The organism is Histidinibacterium lentulum (assembly GCF_003789055.1).
Taxonomy (GTDB): domain Bacteria; phylum Pseudomonadota; class Alphaproteobacteria; order Rhodobacterales; family Rhodobacteraceae; genus Oceanicola; species Oceanicola lentulus.
Genome location: NZ_ML119081.1, coordinates 216,151 through 233,947 on the forward strand (window position 1 = coordinate 216,151; position 17,797 = coordinate 233,947).

Annotated in this window: 19 protein-coding genes; 11 read left to right on the forward strand and 8 right to left on the reverse strand. The window is 66.8% G+C overall.

Annotated elements, in window-relative coordinates; translation table 11 throughout:
- Positions 1-110: 110 nt before the first annotated feature.
- Together ctrA and sciP are read right to left on the reverse strand one after the other, a co-directional pair.
- Positions 111-827, reverse strand: coding sequence for a response regulator transcription factor CtrA (gene ctrA / locus EAT49_RS01050; RefSeq protein WP_123640415.1), 717 nt, complete (start codon positions 825-827; stop codon positions 111-113).
- Positions 828-918: 91 nt separating this feature from the next.
- Positions 919-1,197: a CtrA inhibitor SciP gene (gene sciP, locus EAT49_RS01055; RefSeq protein ID WP_123640797.1), complete on the reverse strand. Its 279-nt coding sequence runs from the start codon at positions 1,195-1,197 to the stop codon at positions 919-921.
- A gap of 141 nt (positions 1,198-1,338) precedes the next feature.
- On the opposite strand from sciP, the gene mnmA reads away from it, so the two are divergent.
- The 7 genes from mnmA (at position 1,339) to EAT49_RS01090 (ending at position 7,797) form a co-directional block, all read left to right on the forward strand.
- Positions 1,339-2,478, forward strand: a complete 1,140-nt coding sequence (gene mnmA / locus EAT49_RS01060; protein ID WP_123640417.1) for a tRNA 2-thiouridine(34) synthase MnmA — start codon at positions 1,339-1,341, stop codon at positions 2,476-2,478.
- Positions 2,479-2,559: 81 nt separating this feature from the next.
- Positions 2,560-3,426, forward strand: coding sequence for an ATPase (locus EAT49_RS01065; RefSeq protein ID WP_123640419.1), 867 nt, complete (start codon positions 2,560-2,562; stop codon positions 3,424-3,426).
- Between the two features lie 72 nt (positions 3,427-3,498).
- On the forward strand, positions 3,499-4,443 hold the full coding sequence (locus tag EAT49_RS01070; protein WP_123640421.1) for a homoserine O-succinyltransferase: 945 nt from the start codon (positions 3,499-3,501) through the stop codon (positions 4,441-4,443).
- A 117-nt stretch (positions 4,444-4,560) separates the two neighbouring features.
- Positions 4,561-5,514, forward strand: coding sequence for an alpha/beta fold hydrolase (locus tag EAT49_RS01075; protein ID WP_246003718.1), 954 nt, complete (start codon positions 4,561-4,563; stop codon positions 5,512-5,514).
- Between the two features lie 67 nt (positions 5,515-5,581).
- The gene (gene ppk2, locus EAT49_RS01080) at positions 5,582-6,451 is read left to right on the forward strand and encodes a polyphosphate kinase 2 (RefSeq protein WP_123640799.1); all 870 of its coding nucleotides are present in this window, start codon (positions 5,582-5,584) and stop codon (positions 6,449-6,451) included.
- Positions 6,444-7,097 carry a TetR/AcrR family transcriptional regulator gene (locus EAT49_RS01085; protein WP_123640423.1) on the forward strand — a complete coding sequence of 218 codons (654 nt, stop codon included), beginning with the start codon at positions 6,444-6,446 and terminating at the stop codon, positions 7,095-7,097. Before ppk2 ends, EAT49_RS01085 begins: the two co-directional genes overlap by 8 nt.
- Positions 7,098-7,284: 187 nt before the next feature.
- Positions 7,285-7,797: an acyloxyacyl hydrolase gene (locus EAT49_RS01090; RefSeq protein ID WP_123640425.1), complete on the forward strand. Its 513-nt coding sequence runs from the start codon at positions 7,285-7,287 to the stop codon at positions 7,795-7,797.
- Positions 7,798-7,800: 3 nt separating this feature from the next.
- Here the strand turns inward: EAT49_RS01090 and EAT49_RS01095 are convergent, their stop codons facing one another.
- The 6 genes from EAT49_RS01095 to EAT49_RS01120 all read right to left on the reverse strand — a co-directional run bounded on the left by EAT49_RS01095 (position 7,801) and on the right by EAT49_RS01120 (position 13,632).
- Complete coding sequence (locus EAT49_RS01095) at positions 7,801-8,421, reverse strand: trimeric intracellular cation channel family protein (RefSeq protein ID WP_123640427.1); 621 nt, start codon at positions 8,419-8,421, stop codon at positions 7,801-7,803.
- Between the two features lie 55 nt (positions 8,422-8,476).
- A complete protein-coding gene (locus EAT49_RS01100) occupies positions 8,477-9,562 on the reverse strand; it encodes an ABC transporter ATP-binding protein (protein WP_123640429.1) in 1,086 nt (361 codons plus the stop codon).
- Positions 9,559-10,359 carry an ABC transporter permease gene (locus EAT49_RS01105; protein WP_123640800.1) on the reverse strand — a complete coding sequence of 267 codons (801 nt, stop codon included), beginning with the start codon at positions 10,357-10,359 and terminating at the stop codon, positions 9,559-9,561. The genes EAT49_RS01100 and EAT49_RS01105 overlap by 4 nt, the downstream gene beginning before the upstream one ends.
- Positions 10,356-11,228, reverse strand: a complete 873-nt coding sequence (locus EAT49_RS01110) for an ABC transporter permease (protein ID WP_123640801.1) — start codon at positions 11,226-11,228, stop codon at positions 10,356-10,358. The genes EAT49_RS01105 and EAT49_RS01110 overlap by 4 nt, the downstream gene beginning before the upstream one ends.
- 465 nt (positions 11,229-11,693) lie before the next feature.
- Complete coding sequence (locus EAT49_RS01115; RefSeq protein WP_123640430.1) at positions 11,694-12,314, reverse strand: outer membrane protein; 621 nt, start codon at positions 12,312-12,314, stop codon at positions 11,694-11,696.
- Positions 12,315-12,498: 184 nt separating this feature from the next.
- A complete protein-coding gene (locus EAT49_RS01120) occupies positions 12,499-13,632 on the reverse strand; it encodes an anhydro-N-acetylmuramic acid kinase (protein WP_123640433.1) in 1,134 nt (377 codons plus the stop codon).
- 71 nt (positions 13,633-13,703) lie between these two features.
- Between EAT49_RS01120 and tyrS the strand changes: the two genes are divergently transcribed.
- The 4 genes from tyrS (at position 13,704) to eno (ending at position 17,753) form a co-directional block, all read left to right on the forward strand.
- On the forward strand, positions 13,704-14,960 hold the full coding sequence (gene tyrS, locus EAT49_RS01125; protein ID WP_123640435.1) for a tyrosine--tRNA ligase: 1,257 nt from the start codon (positions 13,704-13,706) through the stop codon (positions 14,958-14,960).
- Positions 14,961-15,090: 130 nt separating this feature from the next.
- Positions 15,091-15,522 (forward strand): Fur family transcriptional regulator, encoded by a 432-nt coding sequence (locus tag EAT49_RS01130; protein WP_123640437.1) that lies wholly within the window; start codon positions 15,091-15,093, stop codon positions 15,520-15,522.
- A complete protein-coding gene (locus EAT49_RS01135; RefSeq protein WP_123640439.1) occupies positions 15,519-16,421 on the forward strand; it encodes a DMT family transporter in 903 nt (300 codons plus the stop codon). The genes EAT49_RS01130 and EAT49_RS01135 overlap by 4 nt, the downstream gene beginning before the upstream one ends.
- A 54-nt stretch (positions 16,422-16,475) precedes the next feature.
- Complete coding sequence (gene eno / locus EAT49_RS01140) at positions 16,476-17,753, forward strand: phosphopyruvate hydratase (protein WP_123640441.1); 1,278 nt, start codon at positions 16,476-16,478, stop codon at positions 17,751-17,753.
- Positions 17,754-17,797 lie beyond the last annotated feature (44 nt).

Below are 17,797 nucleotides of genomic sequence, written 5' to 3' on the forward strand. Positions count from 1 at the left end.
TCACTGCAAAGCGGCCCAGGGCATGCGAGGAAGGGAGTCGCGGGACATGAGCCGGTCACAACCGGGTGCAGGCCCTGCTCCGGGTCAACCCGCGACCGCAGGACCGCAGATCAGGCGCCGACCGCAAGGCGGCTCCCGCCCAGCGTCTCGGGATCGGGGTCGCGCAGGACATAGCCCCGCCCCCAGACCGTCTCGATATGGTTCTCGCCGCCAGTGGCATGGCTCAATTTCTTGCGCAACTTGCAGATGAAGACGTCGATGATCTTCAACTCGGGTTCGTCCATGCCGCCATATAGATGGTTGAGGAACATCTCCTTGGTGAGGGTCGTCCCCTTCCGCAGGGAGAGCAGTTCGAACATCTGGTATTCCTTGCCGGTCAGATGAACCGGCGCGCCGTCCACCTCCACCGTCTTGGCGTCGAGATTGACCAGGATCCGCCCGGTCCGGATCACCGATTGCGAATGGCCCTTGGAGCGGCGGATGATGGCGTGGATCCGGGCGACGAGTTCCTCGCGATGGAACGGTTTCGTCAGGTAGTCGTCGGCGCCGAAACCGAAGCTTTTCAGTTTGCTTTCCGTCGCTTCCTCGCCGGTCAGGACGAGGATCGGCGTGTCGATACGACCGACGCGCAACTGGCGCAGCACCTCGAGGCCGTTCATGTCGGGCAGGTTCAGGTCGAGCAGGATCAGGTCGTAGTCGTAGAGCCGGGCAAGATCGATCCCTTCCTCGCCGAGGTCCGTGGAGTAGACGTTGAGGTTGGCGTGCGTCAGCATCAGCTCGATGCTCTTCGAGGTCGTCGGGTCGTCTTCTACCAGCAGGACGCGCATCAGGGTTCTCCGCTCTCTCGTTCCTGTCGCCAGTTCTGGCGCAGAATGGTTAAGCCGGCGTTACCGTCCTCCGCGACGGTAGATGTTCTACCTAGGGTTGTCTATACCTTTGCAGCGCCGTCGCCCGCAGCGCCGCCTCGCCGTGGGTTTCGACCGCAGAGCGCCAGCCGTCGAATTCCTCTTCCGAAAGGCCATATATCTTCAACGCCGTCTCCCGGAGCAGGAGCCCCGCCGAAACCGCGCGCACCACGGCGGCCTTGCGCGAGGCGACCCAGCGCACCGTCTTCACGGAGGGCAGATCGGCCCGGGTCATCACCGACCCGTCGGCAAGCCTGACCGACCGCGGCCCTTCCACCTTCCTGAGATACATCGTCGATCCCGCCTTCTGTCGTTCCATCGCGGAGAGACTGGCGCGAGGGGTCTTAAGCGCGGGTGAAACCGGGTCTTGAGAGTATCTCGGATTTTCCTATATTTGCGGCTCTTTCCCCGCCCCCGCCGCACCGGAGCCGACATGCCCCTCGACACTGAGCTCAACTCCCTGGGCTTCGCCAAGCCGCCCGCCGAGACCCGGGTGCTGGTCGCCATGTCGGGTGGCGTCGACAGCTCGGTCGTCGCTGCGGAACTCGCCACCGAGGGCTATGACGTCGTGGGCATCACCCTGCAGCTCTACGACCATGGTGCGGCGCTGGCCCGGAAGGGCGCATGCTGCGCGGGGCGCGACATCCACGATGCGCGGCGCGTGGCCGAGGCCATGGGCTTTCCCCATTACGTGCTCGATTACGAGAACGTCTTCCGGGAAAGCGTGATCGACGAATTCGCAGACAGCTATCTGGCCGGCGCCACGCCCGTTCCCTGTATCCGCTGCAACGAACGGGTGAAGTTCAGGGACCTGCTGGAAACGGCGAAGGATCTGGAGGCCGACTGCATGGCCACAGGCCATTACATCCGGCGCATGGACGGACCGCTCGGCCCTGAACTTCACGCAGCAGCCGATCCCGCACGGGATCAGTCCTATTTTCTCTTCTCGACCACGCGCGAACAGCTCGACTACCTGCGTTTTCCGCTGGGCCACCTGAGGAGCAAGGCGGAAACCCGGGCACTCGCGGCGCGGCACGGCCTTTCCGTGGCCGACAAGCCCGACAGCCAGGACATCTGCTTCGTTCCGAACGGGAATTATGCCTCCGTGATCGAGAAGCTGCGCCCGGGCGCCGCCGATCCCGGAGAGATCGTTCACGCCGACGGGCGCGTGCTGGGTGAGCACCGGGGGGTCATCCACTACACTGTCGGCCAGCGACGCGGCCTCGGCATCGGCGGGCTGTCGGAGCCGCTCTATGTCGTCCGTCTCGACGTGGAGGCGCGGCGGGTCATCGTCGGGCCGAAAGAAATGCTCGCGACGCGGCGGGTGCCGATCAGAGAGGTCAACTGGCTCGGCGACGGGGACTTCGCCGGCGAAACCGAGCGCGAGATCGCGGTGAAGATCCGCTCCACCCGTCCACCGGCCGAGGCGGTCCTGCGGCCGCTCTCGGAGACCGAGGCCGAGGTCGAACTGGCGGTGGCCGAGGAAGGCGTGGCGCCGGGTCAAGCCTGCGTCTTCTACGAGCCCGGGACCAGCCGCGTTCTGGGCGGCGGCTGGATCCGAGGCGCACGCTAAGGCCCCATGATCTTCTGGAAGATCATGGGGAGGCAAGAATCTTCTAGAAGATTCCTGTGACCGGCCCTACCGATGCCGCCCATGCTCTACACCTCACCCCACGACTGGACGGCCTCCGACCGAAAACGCCTGCTGGTGTTCGGTATGTCCGGCCTCGGCAAGACCCGCCTCGCCTCGCTCCTGCGCGGCGCCGGCGACTGGTTCCACTATTCGGTCGATTACCGCATCGGCACGCGCTACATGGGTGAGGCCATCGCCGACAACGCCAAGCGCCTGGCCATGTCGGTGCCGCTGCTGCGTGACCTTCTGATGAGCGATTCGATCTACATCGGCTCGAACATCACCTTCGACAATCTCGCCCCACTCTCCACCTACCTCGGAAAGCCCGGCGATCCCGCAAGGGGCGGCCTGCCCATCGAGGAGTACCGTCTGCGGCAGGCCCTGCACCGCGATGCGGAGCGGGCGGCGCTGCTCGACACCGGGCATTTCATCGACCGGGCGGAGACGCTCTACGGCTATCCCCATTTCATCTGCGATTCCGGCGGGTCGATCTGCGAGGTGGTGGATCCCTCAGATCCGGGCGACCCGATCCTGCGGCATCTCTCGGACCGGTGCCTCATGGTGCATCTCGTGGGCAGCGAGGCCCATACCGAAACGCTGATCCGGCGCTTCGACGCGGCGCCGAAGCCGATGTACTACCAGCCGGACTTTCTCGACAGCTGCTGGCGCGACTATCTCGCCGAGACCGGTTGCGCGCCTCACGAGGTCGATCCGGACGCCTTCATCCGCGCAACCTACGCCCGCGCCCTCGCCCACCGCGCGCCGCTCTACGCCGCCATGGCGCGCTGGGGCGTCAGCGTCACAGCCGATGAGGTCTCCGCGACGCGTGACGCGGCTGACGTGGTCGAAATGGTCGCCGCCGCCCTCGCCCGCCGCCAGCGGGACTGACCGCCCTGCCCGGCTTGTGCGGGGGGCGCGCCCGCATTACTCCATCGGGGCTTCGCTGCCTGAGGACTTCCGATGCCGATCAAGCTGCCCGCAGACCTTCCCGCTTACACCGTCCTCTCCCGCGAAGGGGTGATGGTGATGGACGAGGCGCTTGCCGAGAGGCAGGATATCCGGCCGCTGAAGATCGGCCTCCTGAACCTGATGCCCAAGAAGATCCAGACCGAGACGCAGTTCGCCCGGCTGATCGGCGCCACCCCCCTGCAGATCGAATTCCACCTGATCCGCATGACCGAGCACGAGACGAAGAACACCGCCGCAGAGCACATGGAGGCCTTCTACCGCCCCTTTGCCGACGTCGCGGCCTCGGGTGAGACCTTCGACGGGCTGGTGATCACGGGCGCCCCGATAGAGCACCTGCCCTTCGAGGAGGTGACCTACTGGGACGAACTGACCCGCGTCTTCGACTGGACCCAGACCCATGTCCATTCGACCTTCGGCGTCTGCTGGGGCGGAATGGCGATGATCCACCACTTCCACGGGGTGCCCAAGCATCTGCTCAGCGCAAAGGCCTTCGGCTGCTACCGCCATGCGCTCTGCGCGCCTGAAAGCCCGCTCTTGCGGGGGTTCTCCGATGACATGGTGATCCCCGTCTCGCGCTGGACGGAGATGCGCCGCGACGAGATCGAGGCGCATGAGGGCCTGCGCGTGCTGGTCGACAGTCCCGAAGTCGGACCCTGCCTCGTCGAGGATCCCGCACACCGGGCCCTCTACATCTTCAATCACCTGGAATACGACAGCGGTACCCTCAAGGAGGAATACGACCGCGACGCCGTGAAGGGGGAGCCCATCGCCGTGCCGCGCAACTACTATCCCGGCGACGATCCGACGAAGAAGCCCCAGAACCGTTGGCGCAGCCATGCGCATCTTCTGTATGGCAACTGGATCTCCGAAATCTACCTCACGACGCCCTTCGACATGGGCGAGATCGGCCGCCGGTCCACCGACCTGCGCCGCTGAATGACAGTTCCATGCCCCGACCTGCCCCGGGGACTTCGGCGCCGGCCCTGACGTCCGTGACGTCGTGATCCGGGGATTGCCCATGGATATCGGCTCGGCCTGCCATATCTGCGCCTCATGCTCCTGCGTGCCACCCTGCTCGGCCTTGCCGCCGTCATCGCCCTCGGCACGGTCGCGACCGGTCTGCGCCTTTCTGCCAGGGTGAAGGCGGGCGAGGCCGCCTATCCTCCCGAGGGTCGCTTCGTCACGGTCGAGGGCCGGCGTATCCATGCGGTGGTTTCAGGCGAGGGGCCGGATGTGGTCCTGATACACGGATCGTCCGGCAATACCCGGGACATGACCTTCCGCCTCGCGCCGATCCTCGCCCGCACCTACCGCGTGATCGCCTTCGATCGCCCCGGCCTCGGCTATTCCGATCGCCTCCAGGGCAAGGAGGGGATCGAGGCACAGGCCCGCGTTCTGCAGGCAGCAGCGGCGCAGCTTGGCGCCGAGAAGCCGATCGTCCTCGGGCAAAGCTACGGCGGCGCCGTGGCGCTGGCCTGGGCCGCCCGTCATCCTGCGAGCCTCTCGGCCCTTGTCGCCGTCTCCTCCCCCTCCCAGCGCTGGGAGGGGGATCTGCCCGCGCTCTACCGCCTAACCTCGCATCCCCTGGGGAGCGCCCTGGCGGTGCCGCTGATCTCGGCGTGGGTTCCTCCCGACTATGTCGCGCAGCAGATCCGGGGTGTCTTCGGTCCACAGGAGATGCCGCCCGGCTATGCAGAGGCGATCGGCGCGCCGCTGATCACCCGGCCGGAGAGCCTGCGCGCCAATGCGGCGCAGCGCGCCACGCTGAAGCAGGAGATCACCGCCCTGCAGCCGCACTACGCCACGATCACGGTCCCTCTGGAGATCGTTCACGGCACGGCCGATACCACCGTCCCGTTCGAGATCCATGCCGAACCTCTTGCCCGCCAGGCGCCCACGGCCCATCTGATGGCCCTTCCGGGTATCGGTCACATTCCTCAGAACGTCGCGCCCGAGGCGGTGGCCGAGGCAGTGGACCGCGCCGCACGGCGCGCCGGGCTGAACTGACAGGGCCACATTGCGCACGGCGGCAGGCGGGGGCAGGATGTCCGGCACCACAGGGACGGAGACGGACATGGAGCTTCCCTTCGACGGCGCAATCACTCACTACCTCGAGAAGGAGGCCCCCGACGAGCTGCGCGCCGCAATCCGGACGGGAGAGAAGCGCGACATCCTTTCGGACAGCTATCCCTACAGCGTGCGTCTGTCGAAGGAGGACTACAAGGCGGCGATGGACCCTTTGCAGGAGGAGCTCGTGCGCCTGCAGGCCGACGTCAGGCAGTCGGGCAAGCGCGTGGTAATCGTCTTCGAGGGACGCGACGCCGCCGGCAAGGGGGGCACGATCAAGGCCATGACGGAGAATCTCAACCCCCGGGTCGCCCGCGTGGTGGCCCTCTCCAAGCCCTCGGACATCGAGGCCGGCCAGTGGTATTTCCAGCGCTACATCGAGCAATTGCCGACCGCGGGGGAGATCGTTCTCTTCGACCGGTCCTGGTACAACCGCGGCGTGGTGGAGCATGTCTTCCAGTTCTGCACGCACCGCCAGCGCGAGCACTTCTTCCGCCAGCTTCCACATTTCGAGGAGATGCTCGTCGACGAGGGCATCTACCTCGTGAAGCTGTGGCTGAACGTGGGCCGCGCCGAGCAGCTGCGCCGATTTCTCAAGCGCGAAGGCGATCCGCTGAAGCAGTGGAAACTCAGCTGGATCGACATCGAGGGCCTGCGCAAATGGGATGAATACTCCATGGCGATCACCGAGACCCTGCGCCGGTCGGATACCCATGTCGCGCCCTGGACCGTGGTCCGCTCCGACGACAAGAGCCGTGCGCGGATCGCCGCGGTGCAGACCGTCCTGAGCCGCATCGATTATGCGGGGAAACGGTCGAAACGGATCGGGGCGATCGACCTCGACATCTGTCGCGGCCCCGACATCTGGGATGCCTAAACGCGGGTACCATCACGGCAACCTGCGGCAGGCGCTGGTGGAGGCCTCGCTCGAGCTGATCGAGGAGAAGGGGCCGACCGGGTTCACATTGTCCGAGGCGGCCAAGCGCGCCGGCGTTACCCCGGCCGCCGTCTACCGCCACTTCGAGGGCCGTGAAGACCTCATCGCCGAGGCAGCAAAGCAGGGCTACGCCATCTTCGGGGACCTCATGGACCATGCCTATGCCGGCGGTCAGCCCTCGGCTCTCGCCGCCTTCGAGGCCACGGGCCGTGCCTATCTCGCCTTCGCAAGGCGGTTCCCGGGGCATTACGTTGCGATGTTCGAAAGCGGCATCTCGATCCAGCGCACGCCTGAGCTGCACGCCGCCGCCACCCGCGCCATGGCCGTCCTCGAGAAAGCAGCGACGGATCTCGCCAGCCACATCCCGCCCGAGAAACGTCCGCCGCCGCAGATGTTCTCGGCCCATATCTGGGCGATGAGCCACGGCGTGGTGGAGCTCTTCGCGCGGGGCTCTCCGGGCACACGTTCGCCCTTCCCGCCGGAGGACCTGCTGGAAACCGGGATCGGCGTCTATCTGAGGGGTCTCGGCCTCTTGCCTCCCGATGCCGATGCGCCGCTCATGCGAGCCGCGGCGGACGACGATTGAGAGCCGGCAGGCCTTGCGGTCGGCGCTGCCGGCCAAGGCCAGTCAGTCTTCCTGAAACCAGGCGTGCCCGCGCTGGTCTGTCGTTCCGTGGGGTCGTCCACGACGACACGGCGCGGAATGAACGGCGCTGGCAGTCCCCTCGCGTCGTCACTAGTGTGAATCGCGGCGCAACCTGCGGAGCAAGCCGATGGACGGCACCCTGGCGATCATCTATCTCGTCACGGCCCTGACCGAGATGGGCTATACCCATTGCCCCAGCGGCTGCCTCGCCGTGCGCGATGCCACCCCGCGCCTGTCGCTCCAGGCCGGAGCGGTCGAATTCCAGGAACGACGGGCGGGCGAGGAAGTCTATCTCGAATATGCCCTGCCAGCCGCCCGCGGCCCCTTCCAGCCCGTGACCGCGGTCTCGGTCACCTCCGACGAGAGTACATGGGTCGGCTTCGGGCTTCGCAGCGAGGTCCCGCTCTGGGGTACGGGCCTCTACTACGAAGGCAGCCTGATCCCGGGATACTACGATCCTGGCAACGGACCCGACCTGGGCGGTCAGCTGCAGTTCCGGGGCTCCTTCGGCGTGGCCTATGCCTTCGAGAACGATATACGCATAGGACTCTACTACGATCACCGATCCAATTCGGACACCCAGGACATCAACCCGGGGCTCGAAACCTATGGCCTGCGGGTGTCCATCCCGTTCGACTGAGACCTATTGCGATCCGGGGGCCCGGGGCGCACGCCAGCCGAGGACGACACTGAGGACGCGCACTGCGACGACCGCCGCGACGCTCGCCGTGGCGGACCACAGGGGATCGAACGCGAGGGCCTCCGCCGCCCAGACCATCGTCGCCCCCACGAGGGCGGCCAGCGCGTAGACCTCCTCGCGCAGGACGCGGGGCACCTCGGCCACCAGCATGTCCCGCACGACACCGCCGCCCACCGCCGTCAGAACTCCGAGCAGTATTGCCGGCAGCGGTCCCATCCCGAAATCCAGCGCCTTCCCGCATCCGGCCACGGCGAAGAGGCCCAGACCGAGCGCATCGAGGAGCATGACGGGTCGGCTCAACCGGTCGATCACCCGGTGGAAGAGAAAACCGGCGAGGGCCGCGTTCAGCGCCGCCGCGAGGTAGCGCGGATCTGCGAAAGCCGCGGGTGGTGCGGCGCCCAGCAGAAGATCCCGGACGATCCCGCCCGCAAGACCGGCGGCTACCGACAGCACCGCAATCCCGAAGATGTCGAGCCCGCGGCGGACCGCGAGCATCGCGCCGCTGATCGCGAAGACGAACGTCCCCAGAAGGTCCAGCCAGAAGACGATGGCCAGATCCGTCATACCGAAACCCGATTGCGCGGCTCCCGACCCGCGGATACATCCTGTCCCCGCGCCGTCATCCTGCCAGAAGCACCAGCGAGCGCGCGTCCCAAACCACCCGCGTGGCTGCGCCGACGTCCAGAACGGGCCGCCCGATCAGGTTCTTCATCGAGATGGTCAATGGCTTCTCCACCCCGTCGACCCGGACATCGTAATAGGTCATGTCGCCGTAATAGACGACCTCGTCCACCACACCGTCGACCACCCGGCGGTCGGTGGTTTCCCCCTCGTAGAGGATCGCCAGGGTTTCCGGCCGGATGCCGACCGTGATCGCGCCCGCAGAGATGCCGCCGGGCGCCTGTTCGGCCGGCACCTCGCAGCGGCCCAACCCCGCGACCTCCACGGCGATCGACGGCCCCTCCGCCGTCACCCGACCGTCGAGGAAGTTCATCATCCCGATGAAGCTCGCCACCTTCTTCGAGACCGGCCGCCGGTACAGGGTCTCGGGATCGGCGAGCTGGCCGATCTCACCTTCGAACATGACCGCGATCCGGTCCGACATGACCAGAGCTTCCTCCTGGTCGTGTGTGACGAGGATGAAGGTGATTCCCACGTGGCGCTGCAGGCGGATCAGCTCCACCTGCATCTGCTCGCGCATCTTCTTGTCGAGCGCGGAGAGCGGTTCATCGAGCAGGAGGACCTTGGGCTCGAGGATCAGCGCGCGCGCCAGCGCCACGCGCTGGCGCTGGCCGCCCGAAAGTGCGGTCGCGCGCCTCGTGCCATAGCCGGCAAGCCCCACCATTTCCAGTGCGCGACCGACGGCGCGGGTCTTCTCGTCCTTCGACCGCGGGTCCTTTCGCAGTCCGAAGCCCACGTTCTCGGCCACGCTCAGGTGCGGGAAGATCGCGTAGGACTGAAACACCATGTTGGTGGGCCGCTCGTTGGCCGGCACGCGCCGCATGTCCCGCCCGTCGATGGAGAGCGTGCCCTCCGTGGGGTCCTCGAAGCCTGCTATGGTGCGCAGAAGCGTGGTCTTGCCGCAGCCGGACGGCCCGAGCAGCGAAAAGAACTCGCCCTTGCGGATCGTCAGATTGATCCCCTTCAGGGCGTGGAAATCGCCGTAGAACTTGTGGATGCCGCGAAGGCGGATCAGTTCGTTCACAGGAACCCTCCGGTATCCTTGAGGCCGGCCCGGCGCAGGCCGCGGCGGCGCATCGTCTCGGCGATGGTCAGAAGCACGATGGACAGCGCGACGAGGATGGTCCCCAGCGCCATGACCACCGGCAGCTTTTCGGGGAAGCGCAGGAGCCCCCAGATATAGACAGGCATCGTGGGCGAATTGCCGGACAGGAAGAAGGCGATGATGAACTCGTCGAGGCTGATGGTGAAGGAGATCAGCAGCGACGATACGATGCCCGGAGCGATGAGCGGCAGCGTCACCAGCCGGAACGCGCCCCATCGAGACTGGCCGAGATCCATCGCCGCCTCCTCCATGGATTTGTCGAGCCCAGCGAAGGCGCCGTTCAGCACCGCGATGCAGAAGGGCATGCAGATCAGGACATGGGCGAGGATGATCGTCCAGTTGCCGAGCGGCAATCCCATGACCCGCACGATCACCACGAGGAGCGAGACCGCGACGATGATCTCCGGCAACACCAGCGGCAGCATGATGAACCCGATCACGCCGCCCTTGCCGGGAAAGGTCTCCATCTGCCCCGCGCGCGCTGCGCAGATGCCCAGAAGCGTGGCGATGACGGCGCTGCTCACCGCGATGATCAGGGAGTTCTTCACCGCTTCGTGCAGCGCCGGCGTGGTGCGCAACTCCCCGAACCACTGGGTGGTGAAGCCCTGCAGCGGAAAGGCGATGATCGTGCCGTCGTTGAACGCGAAGATCGGAAGGAGCGCGATCGGCGCGTAGAGAAAGATCAGGTAGGCAACGGCATAGAATCGGAGCGTCATCGGGTCCTCAGCCATTTGCGATTGAGCCAGATGAACAGCAGAGCGATCACCGTCACCGACAGCATGGCAAGGATCGCGAGCGTGGCGCCCAGGGGCGCGTTGTTCAGCCTCAGGAACTGGGTCTGGATCATGTTGGCGATCATCAGCCCGTCCGGCCCGCCCACGAGCCTCGGGGTGACGTAATCCCCGATCGTGGGGATGAAGACGATGAGCGTCGCCGCAACGACGCCGGGCATCGCAAGCGGCAGCGTCACCCGCAGGAACGTGGTCACCTTGTTCTCTCCAAGGTCCTGAGACGCCTCCAGAAGCGACCGGTCGATCCGCTCCAGCGCCACGAAGATCGGCAGGATCGCGAATGGGGCAAAGGCATGGGCGAGCGTGATCACCACAGCGTTGGCATTGTAGAGGATGAAGGTCAGCGGCTCGTCGATGAACCCGAGTCCCTGAAGACTGGTGTTCAGAACGCCGTTGAACCCGAGGATCACCTTCCACAGGAAGACGCGGATCAGGTAGCTGGTCCAGAACGGGATGGTGATGAGAAAAAGCCACAGCGACTTGCGGCTGGGGGCGACGTAGAAGCTGACGAAATAGGCGATCGGAAAAGCGAGGACGACGGTCACCAGCGTCACCGCCCCCGCGATCCAAAGCGACCGGCCGAGAAGCATCCGGTAGATCGGCTGGCTCAGCGCTTCTTCGTAGTTGGCCAGCGTGAAGGTCGTGTCGATGTCGAGAAAGTCCTGAGTCCAGAACGAAAACAGGACAACGGCGCCAAGCGGCATAGCGAGAAGCAGGATCGCATAGGAAAAGGGTGCGGCCAGCAGAGCGATGCTCCGCCGTGCCTCCTGTCCAAGCCCGCCCCGTGTCGCCATGCCGTCCCCGCCGCCGCGCGTTCCGCAACCCTTCACCACGATACGCTCGGATTGCAACGGCAATTCCGCGTGACCGGGCGCGGTGTCACCCGCGCTTGAAAGCGGCGGGGCGCCCCGCGTTTGGTTCTCCGGTCGGATCGTGCGGGCGGATCGAGAGGTCCGTCGAAGCGGGCCTGACGGGTCCTTCGCGTCAGCAGGCTGTGGCGGTCACCCTGACAGGGGTTCATGAAGGCAGTGTCGCAGAGGACGGCCGACGGGCGCGGAAAGGGTCATCGGCGGCGTCTGCGTCGTTCCCATGCCTTTGTCGCAGCGGCCTATCTCGTGCCTGGGTCAACCTCCAATGGCGAGCAGGTCACGAGGCGCGTCGAAACGGGAAGCGGCGCCGCGATTGGGGGTGCGGCGCCGCTGATCCCGGGGGGGGTCCCTGGGGATGGGAATGGTGTCTGACCCCGGGATGTCTCGCGATCAGAAGTTGAAGCTGACGCGCGCGGAGACCGTGGTCGCGTCGAAATCGATGCCCGTGTCGTCGAAGTCCTCGAAGCGGTGCTGCAGGACCTCGGCGCCGACGCGCATGCGTTCGGTCGCCTGATAGTCGACGCCGAAGCCGGCGAAGCCCCCGGTGTCCTCGAGGTCGGCAAAACCGCTGGTCGTCGCCTGCACCACGCCACCGGTCAGGTAGGGCAGCACGCGGCCCGCATCGAAGCCGAGCCTCAGCTTGGCACGAGCCAGCCGGTCGACGTTCAGCCCGGTCGCCTCGTCTTCGAGGTTGGTGCCCTCCAGGTCCAGTTCGGCACCAACGACGACACGGCCAAAATCGTAGAGGTAACCGACGTGGCCGCCGTAGGTCGCGCCGGCGAAGTCATCGTCGAAGACCTCGGGGTCGGTCCGGTCGTCGATCCGGCCGTAGCCAAGCTGCACACCGCCATAAAAGCCGGTCCAGTCATTCCCGGGAGCATAGGTCGGCGCTGCCGGCTGCGGGGCGGGGGCCACGAAATCGGGCGGGGTCTGGTCCAGGCCGGCAGCGAGCGCCGGACCGGAAAGCGCTGCCAGCAGCGCGGAAAGGGCAAGGGGTCTGTGCGGTGTCATGTTCTGTTCCGGGTCTTGATGCCTCAGGCGAGCGAGCCGCGGAACTGCGGCGCTCACTCAGCACGAACGACGTGAAATCCGAGAAGGTTCAATTCAGGGTTCCGTGTCGAACCGGTCTCGGCAAGGCCTTGCCGGAACGCTGGTCCGGCGTCGGCAGATTTCTGCGGCACTGACCTCCGTCCCGTCACGTTCCCGTGCGGAGCGTCCCCGCCTCGGCGGGCCGGCTGAGGCGGCCGCCACCCACGGGGGCAGCGACTCCGGTCGTGCCGGGCGCCGAGGTGGGCAGACCGCGCGCTACCCGCACGGCAAGATAGGCGAACGCCTGGGCCTCGAGCATGTCGCCGTCAAAGCCCGCGGCCTCTGCGGGCTCCACAGCGCAACCCGTCCCCGCCGCGAGGCGCGCCATGACGGCGCGGTTGTGCCGCCCGCCCCCCGCAACCAGCAGCCGCTCGGGCGGGGCGGGGCACAGGCTCAGACCCGCGATCACGGCCTCGGCGGCACAGGCGGCGAGCGTGGCCGCGGCATCGGCGTCCGAGAGCCCTTCCACCGCGGCTCCCAGAGCCGCGAAAGCAGCCCGGTCCAGTGATTTGGGCGGCAACCGGGAGAAGTGGCGATGGCGGAGGAAGGTCTCGACCACCGACTCGTCGGGTGTCCCCGAGGCGGCCAGATCCCCGTCCCGGTCCATCGTGCCCAGTCCCCGCACATGCAGCAGATCGTCGAGCGGCGCATTGGCGGGACCGGTGTCAAAGGCGAGCAAGGCGCCGTCCGCCTCGGGCCCCTCAGCGGCCGGGTCGATCCATGTCAGGTTTCCGACCCCCCCGAGGTTCAGAACCGCAAGCGGCGCTGTGGCGCCGATCCTCCGCGCCATGGCGAAATGGTAGAATGGGGCCAGCGGCGCCCCCTGCCCTCCGAATCCCATGTCGGAAGAGCGGAAATCCCAGACCACCGGCAGGCCCAGCCAGTCCGCCAGCGCTTGCCCGTCGCCCGCCTGGTGGGTGCGGCGGCCGTCGGGGTCGTGCACCAGCGTCTGCCCGTGGTAGCCCACGAGATCCGCCTCGATGGCCTCCAGTGCGACCATGTGCGCCTCGTCGACCACCTCCGCAGCCTCTGCCACGCCTGCCTCGCCCGGCCAGCGCCCGAGCGCGTCTCTCAGGACCATGCGATCGGTAACCGAATAGGGCCGGTAGCGGGTCTCGCCGATCTCGAGGATCTCGTGGCCATCGGTGACGATCACCGCCACGTCCACACCGTCGAGCGAGGTGCCCGACATCGCGCCCGCGACCCTGACCGGCCCGCTGCGCCAGGGCTCTCTCGCCATGACCCGCTTTCCCTCGTTCCTGCCTCGCCCTATAGAGTGCCGCGCAGCGAGGGCGGGGACAAGAGAGACCGATGACCTACCACCCGAAATCGGAGTTCATGGCCGTCATCATGGAGCGCGGCTTCCTGGCCGATTGCACCGATTACCAGGGGCTGGACGAGGCACTCTCGGCCGGACCCGTGACCGCCTACATCGGCTATGACGCGACTGCGCGCTCGCTCCACGTGGGGCACCTGCTGAACATCATGCTGTTGCGCTGGTTCCAGAAGACCGGACACCGGCCGATCACCCTCATGGGCGGCGGCACCACCAAGGTGGGCGATCCCTCGTTCCGCTCCGAGGAGCGCCCGCTTCTGGGGCCCGCCGAGATCGCCGCCAACATCGCCGCGATGAAGCGCGTCTTCGCGCGCTACCTAGCCTACGGCAACGGGGCGACGGACGCCGCCATGCTCGACAATGCCGACTGGCTCGACGGGCTGAACTACCTCGACTTCCTTCGCGACATCGGCCGGCACTTCTCGGTGAACCGGATGCTGTCCTTCGAGAGCGTCAAGTCGCGCCTCGATCGCGAGCAGTCGCTGTCGTTCCTCGAGTTCAACTACATGATCCTGCAGGCCTATGACTTTCTCGAGCTCTACCGTCGCGAGGGGTGCCTGTTGCAGATGGGCGGCTCCGACCAGTGGGGCAATATCGTCAACGGCATCGACCTCACGCGCCGCGTGCTCGACCGCGAGATCTACGGGCTGACGACCCCGCTCCTGACCACCTCGGACGGGCGCAAGATGGGCAAGAGCCAGGGCGGCGCGGTCTGGCTCGATGGCGAGATGCTGAGCCCATACGAGTTCTGGCAGTTCTGGCGCAACACGACCGACGCCGACGTGGGCCGTTTCCTCAAGCTCTATACCGAGCTGCCCGTTGCCGAGTGCGAGCGTCTTGGAAGCCTTGGTGGCGCGGAGGTCAACGAGGCCAAGATCGTGCTGGCGAACGAGGTCACGACGCTGTTGCACGGCGCCGACGCCGCCAGGGCGGCAGAAGCCACGGCGCGGGAGGTCTTCGAGAAAGGCGGCGTCGGCGCGGACCTGCCGACCCTGACGCTGAGCGCCGCGGAGCTGGGCGACGGGCTGTCGGTGGTGCAGGCGATCGTGCGCACGGGCCTTGCCGCTTCGGGCAAGGAAGCCAAGCGGCTCATCGCCGAGGGCGGCGCCCGGATCGACGACGCGCCCCTGACCGACCCGGGCCTCGTTCTCGACGCAGGCCGCCTTGCCACTCCGGTGAAGCTCTCGGCGGGCCGCAAGCGCCACGCGCTCGTGCAGCTTTCGGGCGGCTGAACCCGCCAGCAAGACCGTTCTTCGTCTGGACTTGCAGGGTCTTCGAAGAATGATCGGGCCAGACCCGACCCTCTGGCCCCGGCCGGCCCGCTGCGCTAGTCCTGAACGCATCACCGAAAGACGACCGCCCATGCCGAAGACGATCCTGCAACGCTGCGAGGACAAGGGCCTCCGGATGACCGGCCAGCGCCGGACCATCGCCGCCGTGTTGCAGGACGCCGAGGACCACCCCGATGTCGAGGAACTCTATGCCCGCGCCTCGGGGCAGGACGCGTCCATCTCCCTTGCCACCGTCTACCGCACGGTGAAGCTCTTCGAAGAGGAGGGCATCCTCGAGAAACGCGATTTCGGCGACGGACGCGCCCGCTACGAGGCGGCGAGCCGCGCCCATCACGACCACCTGATCGACGAGCGCACCGGCGAGGTGATCGAGTTCGTCGATCCCGAGATAGAGAAGCTGCAGGAGAAGATCGCGCGCAAGCTGGGCTACCGGCTGACCGGGCACCGTTTGCAGCTCTGGGGAGAACCCCTGGACGAAGGCGCGCCGGACGAGGCGTCATGAGCGACACCCTCCGGGGCGCGGCCCTGATGGTCGGCGCCATGCTGGCCTTTTCCATCGAGGACGCCCTTATCAAGGGTACCGCCACGCTGATCCCGGCGGGCCAGGTGATGATCACGCTGGGCCTCTTCGGCACCATCGGCTTCGCCTTGCTGCTGCGGCACCGGGGGCAGTCGCTTTTCACCCGGGCGCTTCTGTCGAGGGCGGTTCTCTTTCGCTCGGCCTGCGAGCTTCTGGGGACCGCGGGGTTCGTGGCGGCGCTGACCCTCGGAGACCTGTCCACCGCGACGGCAATCCTGCAGGCCGTGCCGCTGGCGGTGGTCTCGGGGGCGGCGCTGTTTCTGGGGGAAAAGGTCGGCTGGCGCCGCTGGACGGCGGTGGGTCTGGGCCTCGTTGGGGTGATGATGGTCATCCGGCCGGGCGCCGCGGAATTCGACCCGAACTCGCTCTTTGCCCTCGTCGCCGTGGTCTGTCTCTCGGCGCGCGATCTCGCCACCCGCCGGATCCCCGCAGGTGTGCCCTCCAACCAGCTTTCCGGGGCCGCCTTCGCCACGACGATCCTGTCGGGGGTCCTTCTCCTGGGACTCACTGGCGAAAGGCTCGTCGTGCCCTCGTCCATGGCATTGCTGGGTCTGGTGGCCACGCTTGCGGTCGGGATGCTCGCCTATTCCACCATCGTCGCCGCCACCCGGATCGGCGAGATGTCGGTGATCGCACCGTTCCGGTACACCCGCATACTTTTCGCTCTCTTCGTGGCCACGCTCATCTTCGGCGAGCGACCCGATGCCTGGACCTATGCCGGCGCCGCGCTGATCGTGGGCTCGGGGCTCTACGCCTTCTGGCGCGAGGCACAGGCCAATGCCCGAGCCCGCGCTTCCCTCCCGCCTCAGCCCACGTTATGACCGGTCGGGACAGCCGACGTTAGCGCAAACACTCCCATCCGGAGGACCGATCCCATGAGCACCATCATCGACATCCACGCCCGCGAGATCCTGGACAGCCGCGGCAATCCCACCGTCGAGGTCGATGTGACGCTCGAAGACGGGACAATGGGCCGCGCTGCCGTGCCCTCGGGCGCGTCCACGGGCGCCTACGAGGCGGTGGAGCGCCGGGACGGCGACAAGGGCCGCTACATGGGCAAGGGCGTTCTTGACGCCGTCGCCGCCGTGAACGGCGAGATCGCCGAGGCGATCCTGGGCTACGACGCGACCGAACAGGTCGAGATCGACATGGCGATGATCGAGCTCGACGGCACCGACAACAAGGGCCGTCTCGGCGCCAACGCGATCCTCGGCGTCAGCCTCGCGGTGGCCAAGGCCGCGGCCGATTTCACCTCCCAGCCGCTCTACCGCTACGTGGGCGGCACGTCTGCCCGGACCCTGCCCGTGCCGATGATGAACATCATCAACGGCGGCGAACATGCCGACAACCCGATCGACATCCAGGAATTCATGATCATGCCCGTGGCCGCCACCTCGATCGCCGAGGCGGTGCGCATGGGCTCCGAAGTGTTCCACACCCTGAAGAAGGCGCTGTCCTCCGCCGGTCTCTCCACCGGGCTCGGTGACGAGGGCGGATTTGCGCCGAACCTCGGCTCGACCCGCGAGGCGCTCGATTTCATCCTGAAGTCCATTGAGGCCGCGGGCTACTCGCCCGGAGAGGACATCTTCCTCGCGCTCGACTGCGCCGCCACGGAATACTTCAAGGATGGCAAGTATGTGATGGAAGGCGAAGGCAAGACGCTGACCACCGACGAGAACGTCGCCTACCTTCAGGCGCTCGTCGCCGATTATCCCATCATCTCCATCGAGGACGGCTGCTCCGAGGACGACTGGGAAGGGTGGACCGCCCTCACGGAGGCGCTAGGCGGCAAGGTGCAATTGGTGGGCGACGACCTGTTCGTGACGAACCCCAAGCGCCTCGCCATGGGCATCGAGCGGCGCGCAGCCAATTCCATGCTGGTGAAGGTCAACCAGATCGGCAGCCTGACCGAGACGCTTCAGGCGGTCGAGATGGCCCACCGCGCGGGCATGACCAACGTCATGTCCCACCGCTCGGGCGAGACCGAGGATGCGACCATCGCGGACCTCGCGGTCGCCACCAACTGCGGGCAGATCAAGACGGGCTCCCTCGCCCGCTCCGACCGGCTGGCGAAGTACAACCAGCTCATCCGCATCGAGGAGGGTCTCGGTGCCTCTGCCGTCTACGCGGGCCGCACGATCCTCAAGACCTGAACTCCGGACGAAAAAGGGGTCCGGCGCGACCGGACCCCTCTCTC